Annotated in this window: 21 protein-coding genes; 14 read left to right on the plus strand and 7 right to left on the minus strand. The window is 48.9% G+C overall.

Annotated elements, in window-relative coordinates; all coding sequences use genetic code 11:
* Window positions 1-311 precede the first annotated feature (311 nt).
* Both hslO and hslR read right to left on the minus strand, forming a co-directional pair.
* Window positions 312-1211 carry an Hsp33 family molecular chaperone HslO gene (hslO, locus tag ACXAGX_RS03475; RefSeq protein ID WP_474818698.1) on the minus strand — a complete coding sequence of 300 codons (900 nt, stop codon included), beginning with the start codon at window positions 1209-1211 and terminating at the stop codon, window positions 312-314.
* A gap of 23 nt (window positions 1212-1234) precedes the next feature.
* Window positions 1235-1639, minus strand: a complete 405-nt coding sequence (gene hslR, locus ACXAGX_RS03480) for a ribosome-associated heat shock protein Hsp15 (RefSeq protein ID WP_474818697.1) — start codon at window positions 1637-1639, stop codon at window positions 1235-1237.
* A gap of 140 nt (window positions 1640-1779) precedes the next feature.
* Here hslR and gspC point away from each other — a divergent pair, with 140 nt between their 5' ends.
* From gspC to ACXAGX_RS03545, 13 genes are all read left to right on the plus strand, one after another.
* Complete coding sequence (gene gspC, locus ACXAGX_RS03485; RefSeq protein ID WP_474836589.1) at window positions 1780-2721, plus strand: type II secretion system protein GspC; 942 nt, start codon at window positions 1780-1782, stop codon at window positions 2719-2721.
* Between the two features lie 21 nt (window positions 2722-2742).
* The gene (gspD, locus tag ACXAGX_RS03490) at window positions 2743-4776 is read left to right on the plus strand and encodes a type II secretion system secretin GspD (protein ID WP_474836591.1); all 2034 of its coding nucleotides are present in this window, start codon (window positions 2743-2745) and stop codon (window positions 4774-4776) included.
* 2 nt (window positions 4777-4778) lie between these two features.
* Window positions 4779-6341 carry a type II secretion system ATPase GspE gene (gspE, locus tag ACXAGX_RS03495; protein WP_474818694.1) on the plus strand — a complete coding sequence of 521 codons (1563 nt, stop codon included), beginning with the start codon at window positions 4779-4781 and terminating at the stop codon, window positions 6339-6341.
* Window positions 6342-6344: 3 nt separating this feature from the next.
* The gene (gspF, locus tag ACXAGX_RS03500; RefSeq protein ID WP_474818693.1) at window positions 6345-7568 is read left to right on the plus strand and encodes a type II secretion system inner membrane protein GspF; all 1224 of its coding nucleotides are present in this window, start codon (window positions 6345-6347) and stop codon (window positions 7566-7568) included.
* A gap of 8 nt (window positions 7569-7576) precedes the next feature.
* Window positions 7577-8002, plus strand: a complete 426-nt coding sequence (gene gspG / locus ACXAGX_RS03505; protein WP_425388356.1) for a type II secretion system major pseudopilin GspG — start codon at window positions 7577-7579, stop codon at window positions 8000-8002.
* An 11-nt stretch (window positions 8003-8013) separates the two neighbouring features.
* On the plus strand, window positions 8014-8652 hold the full coding sequence (gspH, locus tag ACXAGX_RS03510; protein WP_474818692.1) for a type II secretion system minor pseudopilin GspH: 639 nt from the start codon (window positions 8014-8016) through the stop codon (window positions 8650-8652).
* Window positions 8649-9038 (plus strand): type II secretion system minor pseudopilin GspI, encoded by a 390-nt coding sequence (gene gspI / locus ACXAGX_RS03515; protein ID WP_474818691.1) that lies wholly within the window; start codon window positions 8649-8651, stop codon window positions 9036-9038. Before gspH ends, gspI begins: the two co-directional genes overlap by 4 nt.
* Window positions 9035-9673: a type II secretion system minor pseudopilin GspJ gene (gene gspJ, locus ACXAGX_RS03520; protein WP_474836593.1), complete on the plus strand. Its 639-nt coding sequence runs from the start codon at window positions 9035-9037 to the stop codon at window positions 9671-9673. The genes gspI and gspJ overlap by 4 nt, the downstream gene beginning before the upstream one ends.
* The gene (gene gspK / locus ACXAGX_RS03525; RefSeq protein WP_474818689.1) at window positions 9670-10665 is read left to right on the plus strand and encodes a type II secretion system minor pseudopilin GspK; all 996 of its coding nucleotides are present in this window, start codon (window positions 9670-9672) and stop codon (window positions 10663-10665) included. The genes gspJ and gspK overlap by 4 nt, the downstream gene beginning before the upstream one ends.
* Window positions 10665-11858 (plus strand): type II secretion system protein GspL, encoded by a 1194-nt coding sequence (gene gspL / locus ACXAGX_RS03530; protein ID WP_474818688.1) that lies wholly within the window; start codon window positions 10665-10667, stop codon window positions 11856-11858. Before gspK ends, gspL begins: the two co-directional genes overlap by 1 nt.
* Window positions 11859-11861: 3 nt before the next feature.
* Entirely contained in the window at window positions 11862-12332 is a 471-nt protein-coding gene (gene gspM, locus ACXAGX_RS03535; RefSeq protein ID WP_070124554.1) for a type II secretion system protein GspM, read from the plus strand.
* Window positions 12332-13087, plus strand: a complete 756-nt coding sequence (locus ACXAGX_RS03540; protein WP_474836595.1) for a type II secretion system protein N — start codon at window positions 12332-12334, stop codon at window positions 13085-13087. The genes gspM and ACXAGX_RS03540 overlap by 1 nt, the downstream gene beginning before the upstream one ends.
* Window positions 13088-13421: 334 nt before the next feature.
* The gene (locus ACXAGX_RS03545; protein ID WP_474836597.1) at window positions 13422-16175 is read left to right on the plus strand and encodes a TonB-dependent receptor; all 2754 of its coding nucleotides are present in this window, start codon (window positions 13422-13424) and stop codon (window positions 16173-16175) included.
* Between the two features lie 108 nt (window positions 16176-16283).
* On the opposite strand, the gene ACXAGX_RS03550 is transcribed toward ACXAGX_RS03545, so the two are convergent.
* The 5 genes from ACXAGX_RS03550 to yrfG form a co-directional block, all read right to left on the minus strand.
* Complete coding sequence (locus ACXAGX_RS03550) at window positions 16284-17660, minus strand: NAD-dependent succinate-semialdehyde dehydrogenase (protein ID WP_474836599.1); 1377 nt, start codon at window positions 17658-17660, stop codon at window positions 16284-16286.
* Between the two features lie 261 nt (window positions 17661-17921).
* A complete protein-coding gene (locus ACXAGX_RS03555) occupies window positions 17922-18320 on the minus strand; it encodes an HVO_A0114 family putative DNA-binding protein (protein ID WP_474836601.1) in 399 nt (132 codons plus the stop codon).
* A complete protein-coding gene (locus tag ACXAGX_RS03560) occupies window positions 18317-18679 on the minus strand; it encodes a toxin-antitoxin system TumE family protein (RefSeq protein WP_474836603.1) in 363 nt (120 codons plus the stop codon). The genes ACXAGX_RS03555 and ACXAGX_RS03560 overlap by 4 nt, the downstream gene beginning before the upstream one ends.
* A gap of 92 nt (window positions 18680-18771) precedes the next feature.
* Window positions 18772-19317 (minus strand): inosine/xanthosine triphosphatase, encoded by a 546-nt coding sequence (gene yjjX, locus ACXAGX_RS03565; protein WP_474836605.1) that lies wholly within the window; start codon window positions 19315-19317, stop codon window positions 18772-18774.
* The gene (gene yrfG / locus ACXAGX_RS03570; protein WP_474836607.1) at window positions 19317-20003 is read right to left on the minus strand and encodes a GMP/IMP nucleotidase; all 687 of its coding nucleotides are present in this window, start codon (window positions 20001-20003) and stop codon (window positions 19317-19319) included. Before yrfG ends, yjjX begins: the two co-directional genes overlap by 1 nt.
* A gap of 70 nt (window positions 20004-20073) precedes the next feature.
* On the opposite strand from yrfG, the gene nudE reads away from it, so the two are divergent.
* A complete protein-coding gene (nudE, locus tag ACXAGX_RS03575) occupies window positions 20074-20637 on the plus strand; it encodes an ADP compounds hydrolase NudE (RefSeq protein ID WP_070124546.1) in 564 nt (187 codons plus the stop codon).

Here is a 20637-nt window from a genome sequence, read left to right on the forward strand (position 1 = left end):
GCCCTCAAGTAAGTTTTCAATTTAACTTTCAAAAATCCATCTTAGTTAAATTGTATATAAATTAGGGCACAAGAAAACATCACGCTAACAAATAGCGACTATTTTTTGATCTAAATTACATCTTGTAGAAATAAACTTTCAGAAATGATGAGTTAAAAAAGAATGGCACGACTTATATCCGTCTGAGTTTAATAAGTTAACAGCATGAAATAAGAGTTGTAATTTAAAAACAGCAATTACAGATTTTGTAGTCTTTATAGCAGCGTGCGCAAACAGCAGAGCCTATTTGCGCACGTTGCCAGAAAACGCGCTTACTGATCTTTGCGGGTTTCGATAAACTGACCGTTATGTATCGCTTCCACGTCTACACTGTCGAACACGTATTCAGCGTGACAGTACTGGCAATTCATCTTAATTGCGCCATCTTCCTCAATGATCTGCAGTAGCTCATCTTTATCGACGTTTCGTAAGGCATCGGCACTACGCTGCTTCGAACATGAGCAGGCAAAGCTAACAGGATGCGAAGGATAAACCTCCACTTCTTCCTGATGATACAAGCGGTAAAGAATATCGTTTACCGGCAAACCAAACATTTCCTCTTCGGTCAGCGTTTCCGTCAGCTTACAAACGTGATCAAACTGTGTGTCATTCTTCACGTCGGTATTGGCAGCTTGACTTGGCAACACCTGAAGCAGCATACCGGCAGCACGTGCGCGGGTAGGCTCACTCATGTCAGTCATCAGTGTGACTTTCGTCGCTAATTGTTCAGACTGGGTGAAGTACTCTTCGAGGCACTCTGCCAGCGTGGGCTTATCCAGCGCGACTACGCCTTGATAGCGTTCGCCTTCCTGGGGAGTAATAGTGATAACCAGTACAGCGCTATCCAATAATTCCTGGAAGCTCTCTGGTAGTACGCTTAAAGATTCATCCCAGCGCGCCACGCCACGCATGGTGTAATCATGCGTCGCATTAATAACCGCATAGTTTACCGGCCCTTTGCTTTGAATTTGCAGACCAATTTCACCTTTAAATTTCAGGATCGCGGTTAGCAACGTCGTGGCCGCCGCCATTTCGCTTAGTAGACGCTGAATTTGTACCGGGTATTCCACACTGTGTACAATCGGCTGTAAGCTTTCTTCTAATCGCACCAGTTCACCGCGAACATTGGCGGCATTTAGCAGAAAGCGATGTAACTCATCATAGTTGCTCATGAAATCTATCCTGTCAGTGCAGCCTATTGCTGCTTAAATTTAATAATTTGTCGGCGTTGCTTTTTATCCGGACGATTTTCCGGTCGCGGACTATGAAAGGCACTCAATTTACGGGCCTCCTGATTTGATTCCCGCTGCGCTACGCTTTCGGCTGTTTCTTCGTAAAGTGCCTGGGCCAAAGGTGCGCTAAGCCGCTTTTCGCTCAAGCCCAACACTTTTATTTCCTTAATATCCCAGCCAGCCGGAACTTTTATCATTGCGCCAGGCTCTACGTTTCGGCTTGGTTTTGTTCGCTGACCGTTATAGTGGACCTTTCCTGCCTGCACCATTTCACGGGCAATAGCACGGGTTTTAAACAATCTTGCAGCCCATAGCCATTTGTCCAGGCGGACTGTTACATCTGTATCGTTAGCGTCACGATTGCTCATGTAATATTTTTGTCACTCTTACGTTTTAGTGTTGTGACCCGCGCCTCGACTAGGCTATGATGGGTCGGCTATAGTGGGTTTTACCCGCACTCAATTTAATAATAAAAGTAATAATAAAAGCAGTACGTACGACGGATCGCATGACACTAACCAAAATTGATTCTCAGTCTCTGGCAATCTTCTTCAGCCGGCACCAGAAACAACTAAATCTTTTAGTTGTTGTACTGCTGAGCGTCTATTTATTAGCGTTCGCAGCGAAGCTAATATGGCGAATTATACCCGAACCGTCTGGCCCTGCCACACCAGCCACCTTGTCTTCTGCGCCGAAATCTGTCGCATCTGCGCAACGTGGGGTCAATGTTGGTGGATTACAACAGTTAAATTTATTCGGTACGGTTAACCAACAGGTTGCCCCAGTTGAAGAAGAAGTCGATACCGACGCCCCAGAAACCAAATTGAATCTCACCCTTACGGGTGTGGTGGCCAGTTCCTCAGTGAATGAAGGAACGGCAATTATTGAAAATCGCGGTGTACAAAATGTGTATGGTCTGGGTGAGAAAATTGAAGGTACCAACGCAACCCTAGACCGGGTAATGAACGACCGTGTCATCATTAAAAATGGCGTTCGTAAAGAAACCTTGATGCTTGACGGCGTAGACTACGATGAAGCAAACCGTAAACGTGCCGCCGCCAACGACACCACCCGCCGCGTTGCACCGCCAGTAAGACCTCGCGTTCCACCGCCTAAAAATGCCGTTACCATAGACGAAGATGTGTCATCTTCGTTACGTGAAAGCCCTGGTAGCTTTACAGATTTCATCGCGATCACGCCGAAAATTGGCGATGGTCAGCTTATTGGATACGAAATAAAACCGGGGAAAAACCCGTCTTTATTTCAATCAGCCGGTTTACAAGCTGGTGACGTTGTTATTCAAATCAATGGACTTGATTTGACAGATACCCAGCAATCAAAGGAAGCCATGAATGATTTGCGTCAGGCCGACACCATTGAACTGACGCTGACACGTGATGGCGAGTACATTACCATTTATCTGGAAATGCCAGAGCCGGGTAATGAATAATAAAAGTAGGAAGACAGAGTCATGAGGCAATCGAGCCGGAAGATATTCTCGCGGATCACAGCAGCAATCTGCGCCGCTGCACTTTGCGTGTCTGCAACAGCTGCAGAGTACATGCCTAACTTCAAAGATACCGACATTAACGAGTTCATCTCGATTGTGGGTAAAAATCTGAAAAAAACCATTATTGTGGGTGATGGTATACGCGGAAAAATCAGCGTACGCTCCTACGATATGCTTAATGAAGAGCAGTATTATCAGTTCTTCCTCAACGTCTTACAGGTTTACGATTTTGCTGTGGTAGAAATGCCCAGTGGAGTGCTGAAAGTCGTGCGCGCAAAGGAGGCAAAGACCTCCAATATTCCGGTTGTTGAAGGCACTTCTATGGACGGTGATGAAATGATCACCCGCGTGGTTCCCGTATACAATGTACCAGTCCGGGAACTGGCCCCCATCCTTCGCCAACTCAACGATCAGGCCGGCGGCGGTAACGTTGTGGCCCACGATCCTTCCAACGTAATGATGCTGACAGGCCGCGCAGCGGTGGTAAACCGCTTAGTTGAAATTATCGAGCGAGTTGACCGCGCCGGTGACGAAGAAGTTGAAATTGTTAAATTGCGTTATGCGTCTGCCTCTGAAATGGTACGCATTATAGACAGCATCAATAAATCTCAGGGCAAAGCGGCGAATACCGGTAAATCCGACCCCCGCGCCGTTGCCGATGACCGTACGAACTCCGTCATCGTTTCCGGTGACGCCAAAGCCCGCGCCCGCATTGTAAATCTTATTCAGCGTATGGATCAGGAGCTGGAAACCAGCGGTAATACCCGCGTTCTATTCTTAAACTACGCCAAAGCAGAAGATCTGGTTAAAGTGCTGCAAGGTGTATCGGCCAGCATTCAAGCCGAAGAACAAGGCAATGGTCAAACTCGTCGCAGTGGTTCTAACCGAGAAATCAGTATCGACGCCCACGAAGATTCAAACGCTGTGGTTATTACCGCCGAACCTGACATGATGCGCTCACTTGAAGAAGTGGTTCGTCAGCTCGACGTACGTCGTGCGCAGGTACAGGTAGAAGCCATCATCGTTGAAGTGTTTGAAGGTGATGGTGCTCAACTTGGCGTGCAATGGGTGTCTGAAGAAGGTGGCGGTACACAGTTTACCAATGGTGTTGTGCCAGTAGGCTCGCTTGCGGTTGCGCTCAAACAAGCTGAAGATGAAACCACCACCGAAGCGTATATCACCGACGAAGGTAACGTCGTTCAGATCGATTCCACCGAGGAAGGCGATTATACCGCGCTGGCTAGCTTGCTAAGTGGCGCGAATGGTCTTCTTGCTGGGGTGATCAAAAACGGCTGGGGTGCAGTGGTTCAAGCCGTTAGCAGCGATACCAATTCGAACGTTCTGGCAACACCGCACCTAACCACCATGGATAACGAAGAAGCCTTCTTTATCGTAGGTCAGGAAGTGCCTATCATCACCGGTACCACCACGGGTTCAAACAATTCCAATCCATTTACCACGGTTGATCGTCAGGAAGTGGGAATCAAGCTGAAAGTGACACCGCAAATCAACGAAGGCGATGCGGTTCAGTTAACTATCGAACAAGAAGTATCCAGCGTAAGCGGTGCCACCAGCGTGGATATATCCATCAACAAACGTCAAATCAAGACCACAGTTATTGTGGATGATGGCGGCACGATTGTGCTTGGCGGCCTGATTGATGAAGATGTTCAGGAAAGTGAACAGAAGGTGCCTATCTTAGGTGATATTCCTATTCTTGGTCACCTGTTTAAATCGACCTCCACCAGCAAGCGTAAACGTAACCTGATGGTATTCTTAAAGCCGACGATTGTGCGTGATGGCGTGCGCATGAACGACATCAGCCGTCGCAAGTACAACTACATTCGCGCGCAACAGCTTAAACGTCATGATGAAGGCGTATCGCTGATGCCATATCAAGAGCAGCCTTCTATGCCCAAGTGGGATGATGACATGGCGCTGCCACCGTCTTTTGAAGAGTACATTCTGGAAAAAGAGAAAAAGGATAACGACTAATTATGGCTGCGACTGAAGACCCGCTCGAGCAGGCTATCGCAGCGCAGGAAGAGGCTATGGATAGCCTGTCAGATGAAGAACTGGCAGAAGAGGCCGGACCGCGTCAGCTTAGCTTTAGCTTTGCCAAGCGCCACCATGTATTACTTGAAACCAATACCGATCCGGCCACCCTATACTTCACCGAAGCAACGCCGTTTACCGTGTTTGCTGAAGTACGCCGTTTCTATGGCGAGCCTTTTACTATTGCTGAGATCCCACAGGATAAATTTGAAGGTCTGCTGACCCAGGCGTTCCAGCGTGACTCGTCTGCAGCTAAGCAGCTCATGGAAGATTTGGGCAACGAAAGCGATTTGTTCTCGTTAGCCGAAGAACTCCCTGACACCGAAGACCTGCTCGACAGCGAAGACGATGCCCCGATCATCAAACTGATCAACGCCATGCTCGGCGAAGCCATCAAAGAAGGTGCTTCCGATATTCATATCGAAACCTTCGAGAACCAGCTTATAGTGCGCTTCCGGGTTGACGGTGTACTACGCGAGATTCTTCGCCCGAATCGTAAGCTGTCTTCCATGCTGGTATCTCGTATTAAGGTTATGGCGAAACTCGATATCGCCGAGAAGCGGGTACCGCAGGATGGCCGTATTACACTGCGCATTGCCGGTCGCGCGGTCGACGTGCGGGTTTCCACCATGCCATCTAACCACGGCGAGCGCGTAGTACTACGTCTGTTAGATAAAAACAATGCGCGACTAAATTTAGAGGATCTGGGGATGACCAAACGCATCCGCGATGTATTCTCAGAGCTTATCCGCAAACCACACGGCATTATTCTGGTAACCGGCCCCACAGGTTCGGGTAAAAGTACCACCTTGTATGCAGGTTTAACCGAGATCAACTCGAAAGACCGCAACATTTTAACGGTGGAAGATCCTATCGAGTTCGATCTTCCCGGCATTGGTCAGACCCAGGTTAATCCGCGGGTAGACATGACTTTTGCCCGTGGCTTACGGGCCATTCTCCGCCAAGACCCTGACGTGGTGATGGTAGGTGAGATTCGGGATATTGAAACTGCCCAAATTGCGGTTCAGGCCAGTTTAACCGGTCACTTAGTATTATCCACACTGCACACCAACACGGCATCGGGTGCAATTACCCGATTAGAAGACATGGGTATCGAGCCATTCTTAATGTCGTCGAGCTTGTTAGCAGTGCTTTCGCAACGTCTGGTGCGCACACTCTGCTCTGAGTGCCGGGTGCCAACGCAGCCTACCGAACAACAAGCAGAGCTACTGGGTGTGAAGCCGGGTGAACCTCTGCCAACCATTTATCAGCCAAAAGGCTGTGCTGCCTGTAATCAAACCGGTTATCGAGGCCGAACCGGCATCCACGAGTTGTTGCTGGTTGATGAATCCATTCGAGGCATGATGCACGACGGTAAAGGCGAGCAGGCGATAGAGAAATATATCCGACAACATACCCCGAGTATTCGTGAAGACGGTTGCAGCAAGGTACTGGCCGGCATGACTTCGTTAGAAGAAGTGCTGCGTGTTACCCGCGAGGATTAATCCATGGCAGCGTTTTCTTACAAAGCGGTAAACGCAAGCGGACGTAATAAGCAAGGTGTACTTGAAGGTGATAACGCCCGTCAGGTACGCCAACAGCTGCGAGAGAAGGGCCTAATTCCCCTTGAAGTGGAAATGGTAGCGGAGAAATCCAGCAGCCAGTCTAAAAGCATGTCGTCGTTATTCCGACCGCGAATTTCAGCCGCCGATTTATCGCTTATTACCCGCCAGCTCTCTACCCTTATTGAATCGGCCCTTCCTATCGAAGAAGCTTTATTGGCCGTGGCCGAACAAAGCGAAAAACCCCGTCACAAAAATATGATGATGGCAGTGCGCAGTAAAGTGGTAGAAGGTCATGGTTTAGCGGATGCCATGGGCCAGTTCCCTAGCGTATTTGACGAGTTATACCGCGCCATGGTGGCTGCCGGCGAAAAATCCGGACACCTTGATGTGGTACTAAACCGACTGGCCGATTACACCGAACGCCGTCAGCAAACACGTAGCCAAATTACCCAGGCGTTAGTGTACCCCTGCATTATGCTTACCTTCGCCATAGGGGTTATCTCATTACTTCTAACCTTGGTCGTGCCTAAGATCGTCGGCAACTTTACCAATATGGGCCAGGAACTTCCGGCTATTACACAGTTCTTAATTGACCTGAGTGACTGGATGCGCAGTTACGGTCTGTTCTTGCTACTGTTTATCATGTTGTTGATTTTCGTTGCCAACCGGCTAGTACAGCAACCCGCCATGCGGCTCAAGTATCACCAGCTCATATTGCGGTTACCGGTAATCGGTAAAGTGAGCAAAAGCCTGAATACAGCGCGATTCGCCCGAACTTTAAGCATTCTTTCATCCAGCGCTGTGCCATTGCTGGAAGCCATGCGCATATCCGCCGATGTACTGCAAAATCAGCACATCAAGAATCTTATTATGGAAGCGGCGGTCAATGTTAAGGAAGGTAGCAGCTTGCGGGCTGCACTAGACAACACAAAAATGTTTCCGCCGATGATGATGCACATGATTGCCTCTGGCGAAAAGTCAGGAGAATTACAAGGCATGTTAGGGCGTGCTGCAGACAACCAGGAGCGTCAATTCGAAGCCCAGGTCAGCATAACCCTTAAAATTTTTGAACCCATGTTGATTGTTGTGATGGCCTTGGTGGTACTGTTTATCGTAATGGCCATACTGCAACCTATATTAGCTATGAATAAGATGGTGAATATCTAATGAGAAAGATGAGAAGACACGCAGGTTTTACCCTGATTGAAGTGATGATTGTATTGGTTATCATCGGCATTATCGCTTCTATGGTTCTGCCAAACGTAATTGGCAACCAGGAAATTGCGCAGAAGAAAAAAGCGGCGGTAGATATCCAGCAACTTGAAGGCGCAATTGCCATGTACAAGATGCAGGCAAACCGTTATCCCTCTACCGAGCAAGGTTTGGAAGCCCTGGTTGAAGCGCCGACTATCGAGCCTATTCCAAAGAACTACCCTAAGGGTGGCATTATCCAGCGCCTGCCAGAAGATCCGTGGGGCAATCCTTATCAGTTCATGAGTCCGGGTGAAATGGGTGAATACGACATCTATTCAAACGGCCCCGACGGCGAACCAGGCACTGATGACGACATCGGTACCTGGAACGTGAACGAATACCTGTAATTGCATTGTGTATGAAACAGCCCCGTCTTCCCAACCTGCACACACCGCAGCGCGGCTTCACCTTATTGGAGCTGATGTTGGTGATGGCCTTGATGGGGCTGGCTGCCACCTATGTGGTATTCAATGTTTTTGGTGTTAACCAGTCAGATCAACTGAAAAAAGAAGCCCAGCGCCTGCAAGTATTGGTAGATATGGCCAGTGACTACGCGGTACTGAATCAGCAGCAGTTGGGCATTCGTTTTGAGCAGGATGATCACGAATATTACTTTGTGTTTCTGAATGATGATGACGAGTGGGAAAAAATCACTGACGAAACACTTTATGAAGCCCACGTACTCGCCGACCCGTTTACTTACGATTTAAACCTCGATGACTTGCCCTGGGATACCGAGGATCAGCTATTCGACCGCGAAATGTTTAATGAAAACTTCTCGCTAGACGAAGAAGGCGTAGAAATCGGTAACGAAGAAGATCGCAAGCTGCCCCCGCCTCAGGTACTCATTATGTCCAGCGGCGAAATCACCCCATTTACGCTAACCATGAATTACGAGCCAGACTTTGGTACCGATTCTCCGGTTTACTATCAAATTCTTAATGAAGACGTGCCTCCCTTGAAACTGGAAGGGCCGCTGGAGTTGCCCCCACAATGAAAGCGCAACTTGGCCGTCAGTCTGGCATGACCCTCATTGAAGTAATGGCCGCATTGGTCATTTTTGCGCTGGCCGGTACTGCGGTAATGAAGTCTGCCGCCGAACATTTATCCAGCGTCAGCCAGGTTGAAGAAGTCACCTTTGCCACCTGGGTAGCCAATAACCGTCTGAACGAGATGAAACTCACTGGTACCTGGCCGCCGAAAAACAATCAGCGCGGAACCATGGAAATGGCAGATCGCACCTGGTACTGGCAGCAGGTTGTGACCAAAACTACCGATGACGACTTACGTGCAGTAGAAGTGAACGTAGGCCAAGACCCGCAGTACGAGTACTTCCAGGCGAATGTGATTACCTACGTGAGCAAGCCGGTGGCGATTCAATGAAACAACGTGGATTTACTCTCATTGAAATTCTTATCGCGATTGCGATTTTTGCTTTCATTGGCGTGGCCTCCACGGCAGTACTTACCACCGTACTCGACAGTGACGAGTTGTCTTCCGCTCGTTTTGATAAATTTCAAAAACTTCAGCGCGCCGTCACCACTATAGAGCGGGACATGCAGCAGGCCGTTCCCCGCGCGGTACGCACGGGATCAGGTGAAAGCAATACGGTAGTTATGCGTGGTGGCGAAACCGATGACAGCGATGGTGAGGGCATTCAGTTTGTGCGCAGTGGTTGGAAGAACCCGCAAATGATGTTGCCCCGTAGCACCTTACAAGCCGTTGCCTACCGGGTTCGCGATGGCAACCTTGAACGACTGTACACCAACTATGTGGACAACGTGGTTGGCACCGAGCCTAAAGTCAGAGTACTGCTGGAAGACATTTCCGATTTTAAAGTTGAATTTATTGCCGATGTTGAAGAAGACGAAAACGGCAACTTTGATGAATCTGAAGGCCTGAACTGGAGTGAATCGTTCGTCGGCGCGGCACTCCCCAAAGCCGTTGCATTCGAGTTTGTGAGCAAAGATTTTGGCCTTATACGCCGCGAATTTACGGTTAGCGGAGCCAGTTTATGAGAAGCATGCATAAACAACGTGGCGTCGCGCTGATTATTGTTTTCATGATCGTAGCGTTAGTCGTGATTATTGCTACCGACATGGGTTCAAGACTACAAATTCAGGTGAAGCGGGCGTCTAATATCAAAGATAATAATCAGGCCTACTGGTATGCCATGAGCGCAGAAGCCTTCGCCCGTAAATCGATAAAAAGCATTTTCGATGAAACGGCCGATAAAATTGTTATTACTCAGCCCTGGGCGCAGGAATTTACATTCCCTTTGGAGAACGGCGGTATTCAAGCGCAACTCGAGGATGCTCAGAGCTGTTTTAATCTGAATGCGCTCGGCGAAGCAGCACAGAGTAGCCAAAGCAGTAGCAACTCAACCCAGGCCACAGAACCCATGCTGGCGTTCGGTCGCATGCTGGAAGCAACCGGCGATAATATCGATAGCTACACCGCAGAAACGGTACGAGACAGCTTAGCTGACTGGCTGGATGGGGATGATCGTATGCGCACTTATGGCGCTGAAGATGCCGAATACGAAAGCCGTGAACACCCTTATCTGGCGGCGAATAACCTCATGACCAATCAGTCAGAGCTGCGTCTGGTGAATGGCGTCAGCCCACTGTGGCTGAAAGATATTCAGGAATTGATTTGCGTTATCCCCGACGAGACTGCCATGGAAATTAACGTTAACACGCTTACTAAAGAGCGTGCAGCATTACTCGCAGGACTAACAGGCATGACGTTAACCGACGCTACCAGCCTGATATCGAGTCGCCCGGAAGATGGCTGGGACGACATAAACGACTTTTTGAGTGAACCGTCTGTTGCGGCAATGAATCTTACCGCTGAACAACTTGATTGGTTTACCATCACTACCAGATATTTTATCTTGCATACAAAGACCAAGTACAATAAAGCCACTTTTTCGCTCAGCACGCTGTTTAAAGCTCAGGGTGGAGAGAACGTACAAGTTGTGCGACGCGAATTCGGAGGAGTAAAGTAATGGAACAATTACTGGTCAGGCTAGGCTCACGGCAGGAAGACCGTGTGCAGTGGTTGGTTTGGTCGGCCGATGAACAGGAAATCATCGCGTCCGGTGAACTGCCCGATGCCTCACAGCTGGCAACATTAAAAGAACGAGCGGGCCAACGCCCAGCTATCGCGCTGGTACCCACCTGCGATATCGCAATGCGCTGGGTAGCCTTGCCGCCACGGGCAAGTCGCAAAGTGCTGAGTGCCATTCCGTTCATGCTAGAAGATGAACTGGCACAGGATGTAAGCAAACAATTTTTTGCCATGGGGCCTCGACGGGGTGACCAACAGGCGGTAGCGATTGTCAGCCGCGAAAAGATGGAAGATTGGCAGGACTGGCTCAACGAAGCCGGCCTGTACTGCGACAAATTGTTACCTGATGTACTCGCCGTTCCTCATCATGAGGGCGCGTGGAGCGTGCTTGCAGTCGGTGAGGACCTGCTTATTCGTGAGGATGAATGGCAAGGCATGGAAGGCGAGCTCAGTTGGCTGCTACCCGCGTTCAGCCATCGCCTGCGCCGGGCTGAATCGTTAACCACCGTGCACAATTACGCCGATATGGAGTTGTCCGCCATCCCCAACCTGGATGTACACACCGCCGACCTCGAGCTACCCATGCACGTGATGGCGAAAGAAGCGATAGCCTCGTCGTTCAACTTACTGCAAAACGAATACCGCATTAAACGCAAGCGTACCGGCTATCTCCATCAATGGCGGGTAGCCGCTGTTCTGGCCGTGGTTGCACTGACCACCAGCCTGATTGATAAGGGCGTGAGCATCTATCAGTTAAGCCAGCAAAATGACCAGCTCAGTGCACAGATTGATCAGGCCGTGAAAGCCGGATTTCCAAACCTTGGCACTTACCGGGATTTACGCTTAAAGATCCGCAGTGAAATGGCGCAGATGCAGCAGGGCGGCGGTAGTGCGTCTATGCTGGCAATGATGGGCGAACTAACGAATGCGTTTGCTACCTCTGAAGTGAAACCACAAACCTTGCGTTTCGATGCATCACGAACAGAAATACGCATGCAGGCCATAGGTAAAAACTTTGAGTCGTTAGAGCAGTTCAAACGCCAGGCAGAAAGTGCCGGGTTTGAAATTGAACAGGGCGCAATTAATAATCGTGATGATGCGGTTATCGGCACAGTAGCGATACGGGGCTAAGCGATGAAATTAATGGAAAAATACCGCCAACTTAGCGAGCGCGAGCAACGTCTGGTTCTTATCTCTGGTGTTGTGCTCATTATCGCGCTGTTTTACTGGGTGATCTGGCAACCGCTTTCAAACAGCCTTGAACAGCAACAAGCCCGACTAGAGAGCCAAAGCGAGTTACTTTTGTGGGTGCAGGAAAATGCCGTTCGCGCGCAGCAGCTGCGCCGCACCTCAGGCAATAAGGTTTTCAGTGGCTCATTACCCCAGGCCGTAAACACCTCGTCAGCGCGATTCAATATCGCCATCGCCCGCATGCAGCCTCAAGATGATGAAATTCAGGTAACGGTAGATGAAGCACCGTTTAATGATGTTCTGGGCTGGCTGCAGAATATGGAAGAAATGGGTATCCTGATCCTTCAAGCCGACCTCGCAGAAGGCAACGCGCCGGGCATGGTTCGTATTCGTCGACTTCAACTGGGTAAATAATGAAAGCAAAAATTCTGTGGACACTGGCGGCAATCCTGACGTTTCTGTTCTTTCTGGTGATCTACATGCCAGCCACCTTTCTGTTGCAAGGGCAATCGTTGCCAAAAGGGCTGAATATTTACGGTGTAACCGGCACGGTGTGGAACGGTAAAGCGCAGGCCGTGGTATTTGAAGGTACGCCAGTGACCAATGTGGAATGGGAACTGTCTGGCCTGGCACTGCTCACTGGCGGCATTCACGCTGATGTAAAAGGCGGTAACCTTCGCGCCGCCGACGAAGTGTCTTTCAAGGGAGAGATACGCACCAGCCTGTTTTCTCCAGAAACCATCGAATCCAATGACTTCCTTTTATTTATGCCTGCAGACCGGGTATTGGCGCAAGTGCCGCTACCGTTACCGGTTAATGCAGACGGACGTTTCCGTGCCCGTATCGAAGCCTTATCCTTCGGCCCAGATTGTAACGAGCTGATAGGATTTGGTGACTGGCTGAATGCAACAGTGGCAGGTACTCGCGGCCCTATCGATTTTGGTAATTATTCGGCGGAACTGCGTTGTGTCGATAAGGGACTAGGGATCAAGGTGAATGAGCCGAACATGTTGGGCTTAACCCTGGACGTGATTGTTGAACAAGGCTTTAAAAATTTCTCTATCGACGGACGATTTAAAATTGATGAATCACTCCCCGACGAAGTTCACGATGCCGCCGCCATTTTCGGTGCGCCCGGTCCTGATGGCTATACGCCGATAAAACTCTAGTGGGTATGCTGTCGCTTCCTGCAGCACCACAACTAATAAAACAGAAGACATAAGGCTTTCCGCAATTACCTCGTAGTGAAGTGTTGCTTTTCAGGAACACTTCACACAGCGCCTTCAAACAGACGATCCCTTAACACCGTCAGTCCGAAAAGATCACCGATTGACATCGGTGTCATTCATCCCATCAATTTATCCATTCGACCTCGAGATTATGGATTATCGTTCAAGAAAAAAACGGTTCTGAATATCCCCATTTAGACTGGCACAGTCCCTGCCATAGTCGGTCCTGAAAACAATAACGAAACGACACAAATAGAATTATCAAGGACCCACTATGCACACCGTTTTTAGACAAACGTCTCTCGCTCTGGCCGTATTGAGTATTTTAGGCAGTTTGCCAAAAACCGCGCAGGCGCAAGAATCCGATCCTTCTGCACAGGCGATGGAGCAAATCGAAGTAACCGGCTACCGTCGCTCGCTTATTCAAGCCAAAGACTTAAAAAAAGATGCACTGGGCACACAAGACACGATATTGGCAGAAGACATTGCCGACTTTCCCGATCTGAACTTGGCTGAATCGCTCCAGCGGGTTCCTGGCGTCACCATTAACCGCGAAGCGGGTGAAGGCCGACAGATCTCTCTGCGCGGTTTGAATGCCGATTTCACGCAGGTACAACTGAACGGTATGGAAGCATTGGGCACCTCTTCATCATCCATGGACAGTCGCGGGAGCACCAATAACTCCCGCTCTTTCGACTTCAACATTTTTGCCTCTGAACTGTTTAACCAAATAGATGTGAAGAAGTCGTATTCTGCAGACATGGACGAAGGCGGCATTGGCGGTACCGTTGGTCTGCACACTGCTAAGCCATTCGACTACGACGGCTTCCGTAGCGCCATCAGCGTCCAGGCCGGCGATAACGCAAACACCAACGACACCAGCCCGCGCATTGCCGCGCTGGTCTCTAATACATGGGACAAATTCGGTGCGTTAATCTCTGTGGCTTACAGCAATCGTAATACCAGTGAGCAAGGCTATAACACCTATCGCTGGCGGCCGCTCGATGCACAAGGCTCTGATATCTCAGCCTTGTCCGCAGCCGACCAAGCGGCTGTAAACAGTGGCGATTTGCGGTTTTCCCGGGGGAGTCGCTATTCACTGTTTAACAGTGACCAAACCCGCCTAGGCGCAACGCTGGCACTGCAGTATCGCCCGAATAGCGACCTGTCCATTGGCTTTGACGCCCTTTACGGCAAACTAGGTATTGATCGCGATGAATATCACCTCGCCAATAATGGCTCAAACTCTACGGCGCTGGGCTGTGCCGGCCCAGACTACGATAATGGCGCAGGCTATGTCTGTTCCCAACTCAACGACATTGAATACAACGCCAATAATGAAGTGGTGTATTCCTCTTTCAGTAACACCAATATCCAGTCTGAAACCCGTAATCAAACGGCTGACAGTGAAATAACCCAGTTTGTGTTAAACGCAGACTGGACGGTATCGTCTGATCTCACACTGTCCGCTCTTGCCGGTACCATGAAAAGCACTTATCAGGACAACAGTGCTAAGGTTTATCTGGAATCCTTCGGTGACGAAACCATTGATTTCACTCAGGACCGTTTTTATGGTCAGAACAGCTATATCAACGGCTATAACCCCACAAACATCGATGAGTTTCGTTATCACGATATCGACCTGCTCGCTAACGATATTGAAAACGCTTTTGATGTGGCCAAAATTGATGCCGACTATGCGCTGAACAGTTACAGCGGATTAAGAGTGGGCCTGTCCTACAAGAAATTCGAGCATTCAGACAATTATCTGCAAACCGACAACCTATTGCTCGATGATTGGCAGTCTGGCGCCGTATCCGACGTGGTAAATCCCGATTACGTGTTTGTGAACAACCAGCACAGTCAACAAGCCTGGCTGAGTACCGATGTGAACAGTGTACTGGCGACTTATGGCATCGACAGAAACGGCGACATGGTGCGTACACCAAACAAGGTGGAAGAAGAAACAAAAGCGGCTTACGTGCTGTACGATCTTAGCTTGTTCCTGGGCGATACTGAATTAAGAGCGAATGCTGGTGTTCGCTATTATCAAACCGACATTACCTCTGCGGGCCTGTTTAACCAGACGGAGTACGTCACATTGGAAAGTGACTACGATGGCTATCTGCCAACCATGAACTTGGCCTGGTATGCCACAGACAATTTAGTACTGCGCGCCAGTGCCGGCAAGAACCTAACCCGTCCGACACTGAACAACCTTGCCGTTGGCGGCAGCATCAACACCGATCCTCAAGCCGGGGCTAGCGGCCTTTCTATCAGCGCGGGAAATACGGCGTTGCAGCCGTTCGAAACCGTAAACATGGAAGCAGGTGTAGAATATTACTTCGATGAAGTGGGCTATATGGCTGTTTCTTATTTCCGAAAGGATATAGAAAACTTTATCAGCACTACCACCACACCAACCGCTTATGGTGAAACCGGTTATCCGCTGGAACTCATCGACGGCGCGGTGGACGCAGACGGCAACCCGCAAACCGCTGACACGCTTTACGACGTATATCAGCCGCAAAACCTTCAGGACAGTGACTTCAGCGGCTGGGAATTCTCTTTGCAGCGTGATTTCGACTTTTTGCCTGCGCCATTCGATAAGCTGGGCGCCATTGCAAACTATACCTATGCCGATGGAGACTCGGTGCACGATGTGATCGTTGATGGCGAAACAACACAAATTGTTCGTCCTTTCTACGGTCTGTCGAAGAATACCTATAACCTCACGGTGTATTACGAGACAGATGCATGGGGAGCGCGAGTATCGGCGACGCACCGCGATAAATACCTAACCTGGGTAGAGACCTCCAGCGTAGATGAAGATGAATCTGGCTTCCACGGCACCACGTACTGGGATTTCTCGGCGTTTTACAACGTGTCAGAAAATCTCAAACTGAGCCTGGAAGGGGTAAACCTGAGCGATGAGCGCGAGGAGCAGTATTCAGACAGCAGCGACCGCCTGTACAACACCTCACAAAGCGGCAGAACGTTTTACATAGGTGCGACTTACACGATTTAATGAGCACTTAACTGCCGTAAAAAATCTATTCTTTATAAACTAAAAAGCCCTGATTTACTTTCGTAAGTCAGGGCATTGCTTAATACTTTACGCTTTTACATTCAACGCTTACTCAGCAATAAAAATCGTTTTCTCGTTAACGAACTCTTTCATGCCGAAACCACCGTGCTCACGACCGTAGCCACTGTCTTTCACCCCACCAAATGGCAGGTTAGGCTGTGCCAGTGAATAGCCGTTAATGTTAACCATTCCGGTGTCGAATTCTTCCCGGGCCAGATCAATGGCTTTCTGCTTGTCAGTGGTGAAAATACCGCCGCCCAGACCATAACGGGAATCGTTGGCAATACGCATAGCATCTGCATCGTTCTTCGCGCGAATAAAAGAAGCCACCGGACCAAACAGTTCATCATCATAAGCAGGCATACCTGGCTTGATGTTTTCTAAAATCGTTACCGGATAGAACCAGCCTGTCTTGTCTGGCACTTCACCGCCGAGTGTCACTGTGGCACCATTTTTCACAGATTCTTCGACCTGCTCGTGCAGTTTGTCGCGAAGATCTTCACGGGCCATGGGACCAAGATCCGTTTCCGAATCGGTAGGGTCACCCACCTTCAGCGCCTTGAACGCGTCAACAAACTTGTTACGGAAATCGTCGTAGACACTTTCTACAATAATGAAGCGCTTGGCCGCCACACAGGTTTCGCCGTTGTTAATAATGCGTCCCTGTACGCAGGCTTCCACCGCTGTTTCAATATCGGCATCAGACAGCACCACAAAGGCATCATTACTGCCCAGTTCCAGTACAGTTTTCTTCGACAGGCCTGCAGCGGTTTCCGCCACAGTTTTGCCCACATTGTCACTGCCAGTAAAGGTGACGCCGCGCACTTTGTCATGCTCAATAAGCTTGCTCGCAGTTTTGCCGTCTATCAGTAACGACTGGTAAACATTTTTCGGGAAACCAGCATCGAGATAGAGCTTCTCAATAAATTCCGCCATACCAAACACATTGGCAGCATGCTTCATCACTGTGGTGTTACCGGCCATGACATTGGCTGCGCTGTAACGAATAACCTGATAGAGCGGGAAGTTCCAGGGCTGAATCCCCAAAATCACACCAATTGGCTGGAAGGTGATAATGGCACTGCCGCCATCGTATACACGGTTTTCATCTTCCAGCACCTTTTCGCCATTTTCGGCGGTGTAACGACATATGGAAGCACACAGCGCAATTTCCTGCTTACCCTGTTCAGTTACTTTACCCATCTCTTTGGTCATTAAATCGAGAATGGTGTCGGCATTGTTTTCAATCTGATCGGCAAGGTTATTCATTAGTTTCGCCCGTTCATCGAAGCTGGTTTTCTTCCAGCTCAGAAAAGCTTCATGGGCAATATCAACGGCTTGATTCGCGTCCGCTTCGGACATCAGCGTATATTCGGCAACAGTTTCTTCAGTGGCAGGATTAATCGTTTGTACTTTGTCGGTCATAGTTAGCTCCTGTTTCATCATGTTCATTAATTCAATGTTGTGAAAAACAGGTGCAAGCATGAAGCCAGACAAATATTAAATTGTAAAAATTATGTTGATTCAGGAAGTTAGCGTCAATGAACAGACAAACATTACTTCAAGTTAATGTTAACCTATTCACAGATAAGGAATTTTTTTCACACTTCTGGAGTGAATAACGCAGGGAGTTTTCTAGATGATCATTCGAACAAATTATCGGAGAGAAAAGATCACAGCAGCATCCTATGCAGCTTGCTGCTGTAATTCCGCAAGCAGATTCTCGATTTCCTGCGTAATAACGATCTCAAAATCCGTAAACAATGCAACTGGCTTCAAACTCCGCCCTGGTCCTTTTTCAAGGCGAAGAAATCCTTTTTCACTTAATGATTTCAATGTATTGGATAGATTCGACTTTTGGCGACCACTTAATTCGGCGAGCGCAGTAACACTTTCTGGACGTTCACGATCAATCAGTCTCAGTAGTGCGATGTTATCAGGATTCAAAATCTGAGATATTCCATTGAGAGAGGTGTACCAGACTTTTGGTTCATGCTTGCCAGGTGTATATTTTCCCTGAGCAATGGCTATCGCCCGCACACGGATAAGTTGCTCTGACATGATGCCGATTCGAGCTTTCATCATCTTTTACCCTCTATAGTTTCAATGGTTATATCAATTCCAGTGAAAAAATCATTTAACAGCGAAGTAGCGTCTTTAAACTCATAAGGTGTTCCCTTATCACTGGCTGACTTATGCATATGGTCATAATCATAACGTTTAGCTGCAAAACCTTTTTTCCTGACAGGCTTAACAGCATGTGCATTGTCTAAGCCGAAAACACGCTTATTGAATTTATTATGCAAAGTGAGATTATAGCGAATACCATGAGGCCTTTCTCTCCTTGGTTGCACTTCCCACGCCTCAATTCTCCACCAGTAACCATCATCTCTGTGTGCTTCGGTATCATGTAGGGCAAGAAGATTAGCTAGTCCGTTATCCAATTTTTATCTCGCACACCAATGTTATGACCAGAGCATAACCAAAAGAGATATAGCCGTCCAGTTTCTGGCTAAGATAAACTTAGCTAGCTACGTCAATCAGCAAACAAATTTGGATGATTGAATTTCGCCATTGCCAGCAAAATCGCGAGTTCGTAAACGCTTTGGCGGGTAGCGAGGTGGTTGGTGAGCAGGCCGATGGCGCCGCCTTTTTGTTTGATGTTGTCGGTGTTAAACAGTTTGTCCATCAGCGGACCGAGCTCTTCACCGCCCTGTAATGCGCTGAACACGGAGGGTGGCAATGGCAAATTTGCACTGCGCCCTACAGACCACTGGTTTTTATGGTAAATAGCGACATAAGCGAAGGTGGCCGGGCCGTCTTCAAACCTATCCACGCCGCCTTCAATGGCGATAAACCAGTCTTGCTCGCGGGACGTCTCATCGGCTTGTGCGAGGCAGGCTTTGACCCTGTTAATGGCGCCCTGACGCGTCTCTGTCGAATTCATCGGTTGTTCTGGAACACCGCTTGGCACATTCATGCCAATGGCCTCAAGGGCTGGCAAGTCTAGCGACAGGCTAAGTGATGACCTGGCAGCGTTTAGCTTTACCGGGTTTTTAGAGCCCACGATGCATACCGTCATTATCGTTTCCTTACTGGATGGCGACGAATCTCTTCTACCATCGTACGATAATCTTCAACCGCAGGAAATGAGTTAATTGACCGTACCGGCTGTTTACTGTCAGGATTGCTTACGGCGAGCAAATGCGCGATACCAAACTTCTGCGCAGCTTCTAAAATATTCAGGCTGTCGTCTACAAACAGCGTACGTGACGGGTCGAAACCAACACGGGCCTGCAATTGCTTCCACAGATTTTGCGATTCTTTTGTCACACCGAATTCGTGAGTGGAGATCAGCGTGTCGATGTGACTGTCTAATCGAGTGTGCTCAACCTTCAAAGAAAGGCTATCAGGATGAGCGTTAGTCACCAAAATGACCTGTCGGCCGGTTTCATGCAGCGCATCGAGAAATGGCAAGGTATCGTCGCGCATGGAAATCAGATGCTCAACCTCGCGCTTAGCAGCCATGATGTCCATGTTTAATTGTTCAGCCCAATAGTCCAGACAATACCACTGTATCTGCCCCATGACTCGCTGATAGTGGGCCATCATGGTCGCTTTACATTCTTCCACCGACTTCCCACTGCGTTCAGCGATTTTTTTCGGCAGGTGCTCGATCCAGAAGTGATTATCGAAGTGCAAATCCAGTAAGGTTCCGTCCATGTCGAGCAGAACCGTGTCAATTTCACTCCAGGGTAGAAATGGCAAGCGATTTTCCTTCAAATACATTAAGCTTAATCATTGGTTGTCATCATAACGAAAGTTGTAACGGATAAACATGAGTAAAATTGATCCCGCCAAAACACTGCCAGAAATTACACACCGGGAAATTGTAGCCCGTAGTCGGTTGTTTAAAGTCGAAAGGCTGGATCTCACATTCTCTAATGGCGAAGAACGCCAGTTTGAGCGAATGGCTGGCGGAAACCGGGGGGCAGTGATGATTGTGCCCATGCTCGATGAAAACACCATGGTACTTATTCGAGAGTACGCCGCGGGTACACATACCTACGAACTGGGTTTTCCAAAAGGATTGATCGATCCGGGTGAGACCGCTCTGGAAGCGGCTAATCGCGAACTGCAGGAAGAAGCCGGGTACGCTGCCCGCGACTTACACGTTATCCATACCGTGAGTATGGCCCCGACATTTTTTAATGCCGAAATGACAATCGTACTTGCCCGCGACCTGTATCCGCAGTCGCTGGAAGGCGACGAACCTGAGCCCCTTGAAGTTGTGGAATGGCCTGTTAGTCAGGCTAATGCACTGCTCGCGCGAAAAGACTTCACCGAAGCTCGTTGTGTCGCTGCCCTGTTTTTAGCTCAGAAGTGGTTAGAGGAGCACTAA

The organism is Alteromonas sp. ABV4_515 (assembly GCF_056160345.1).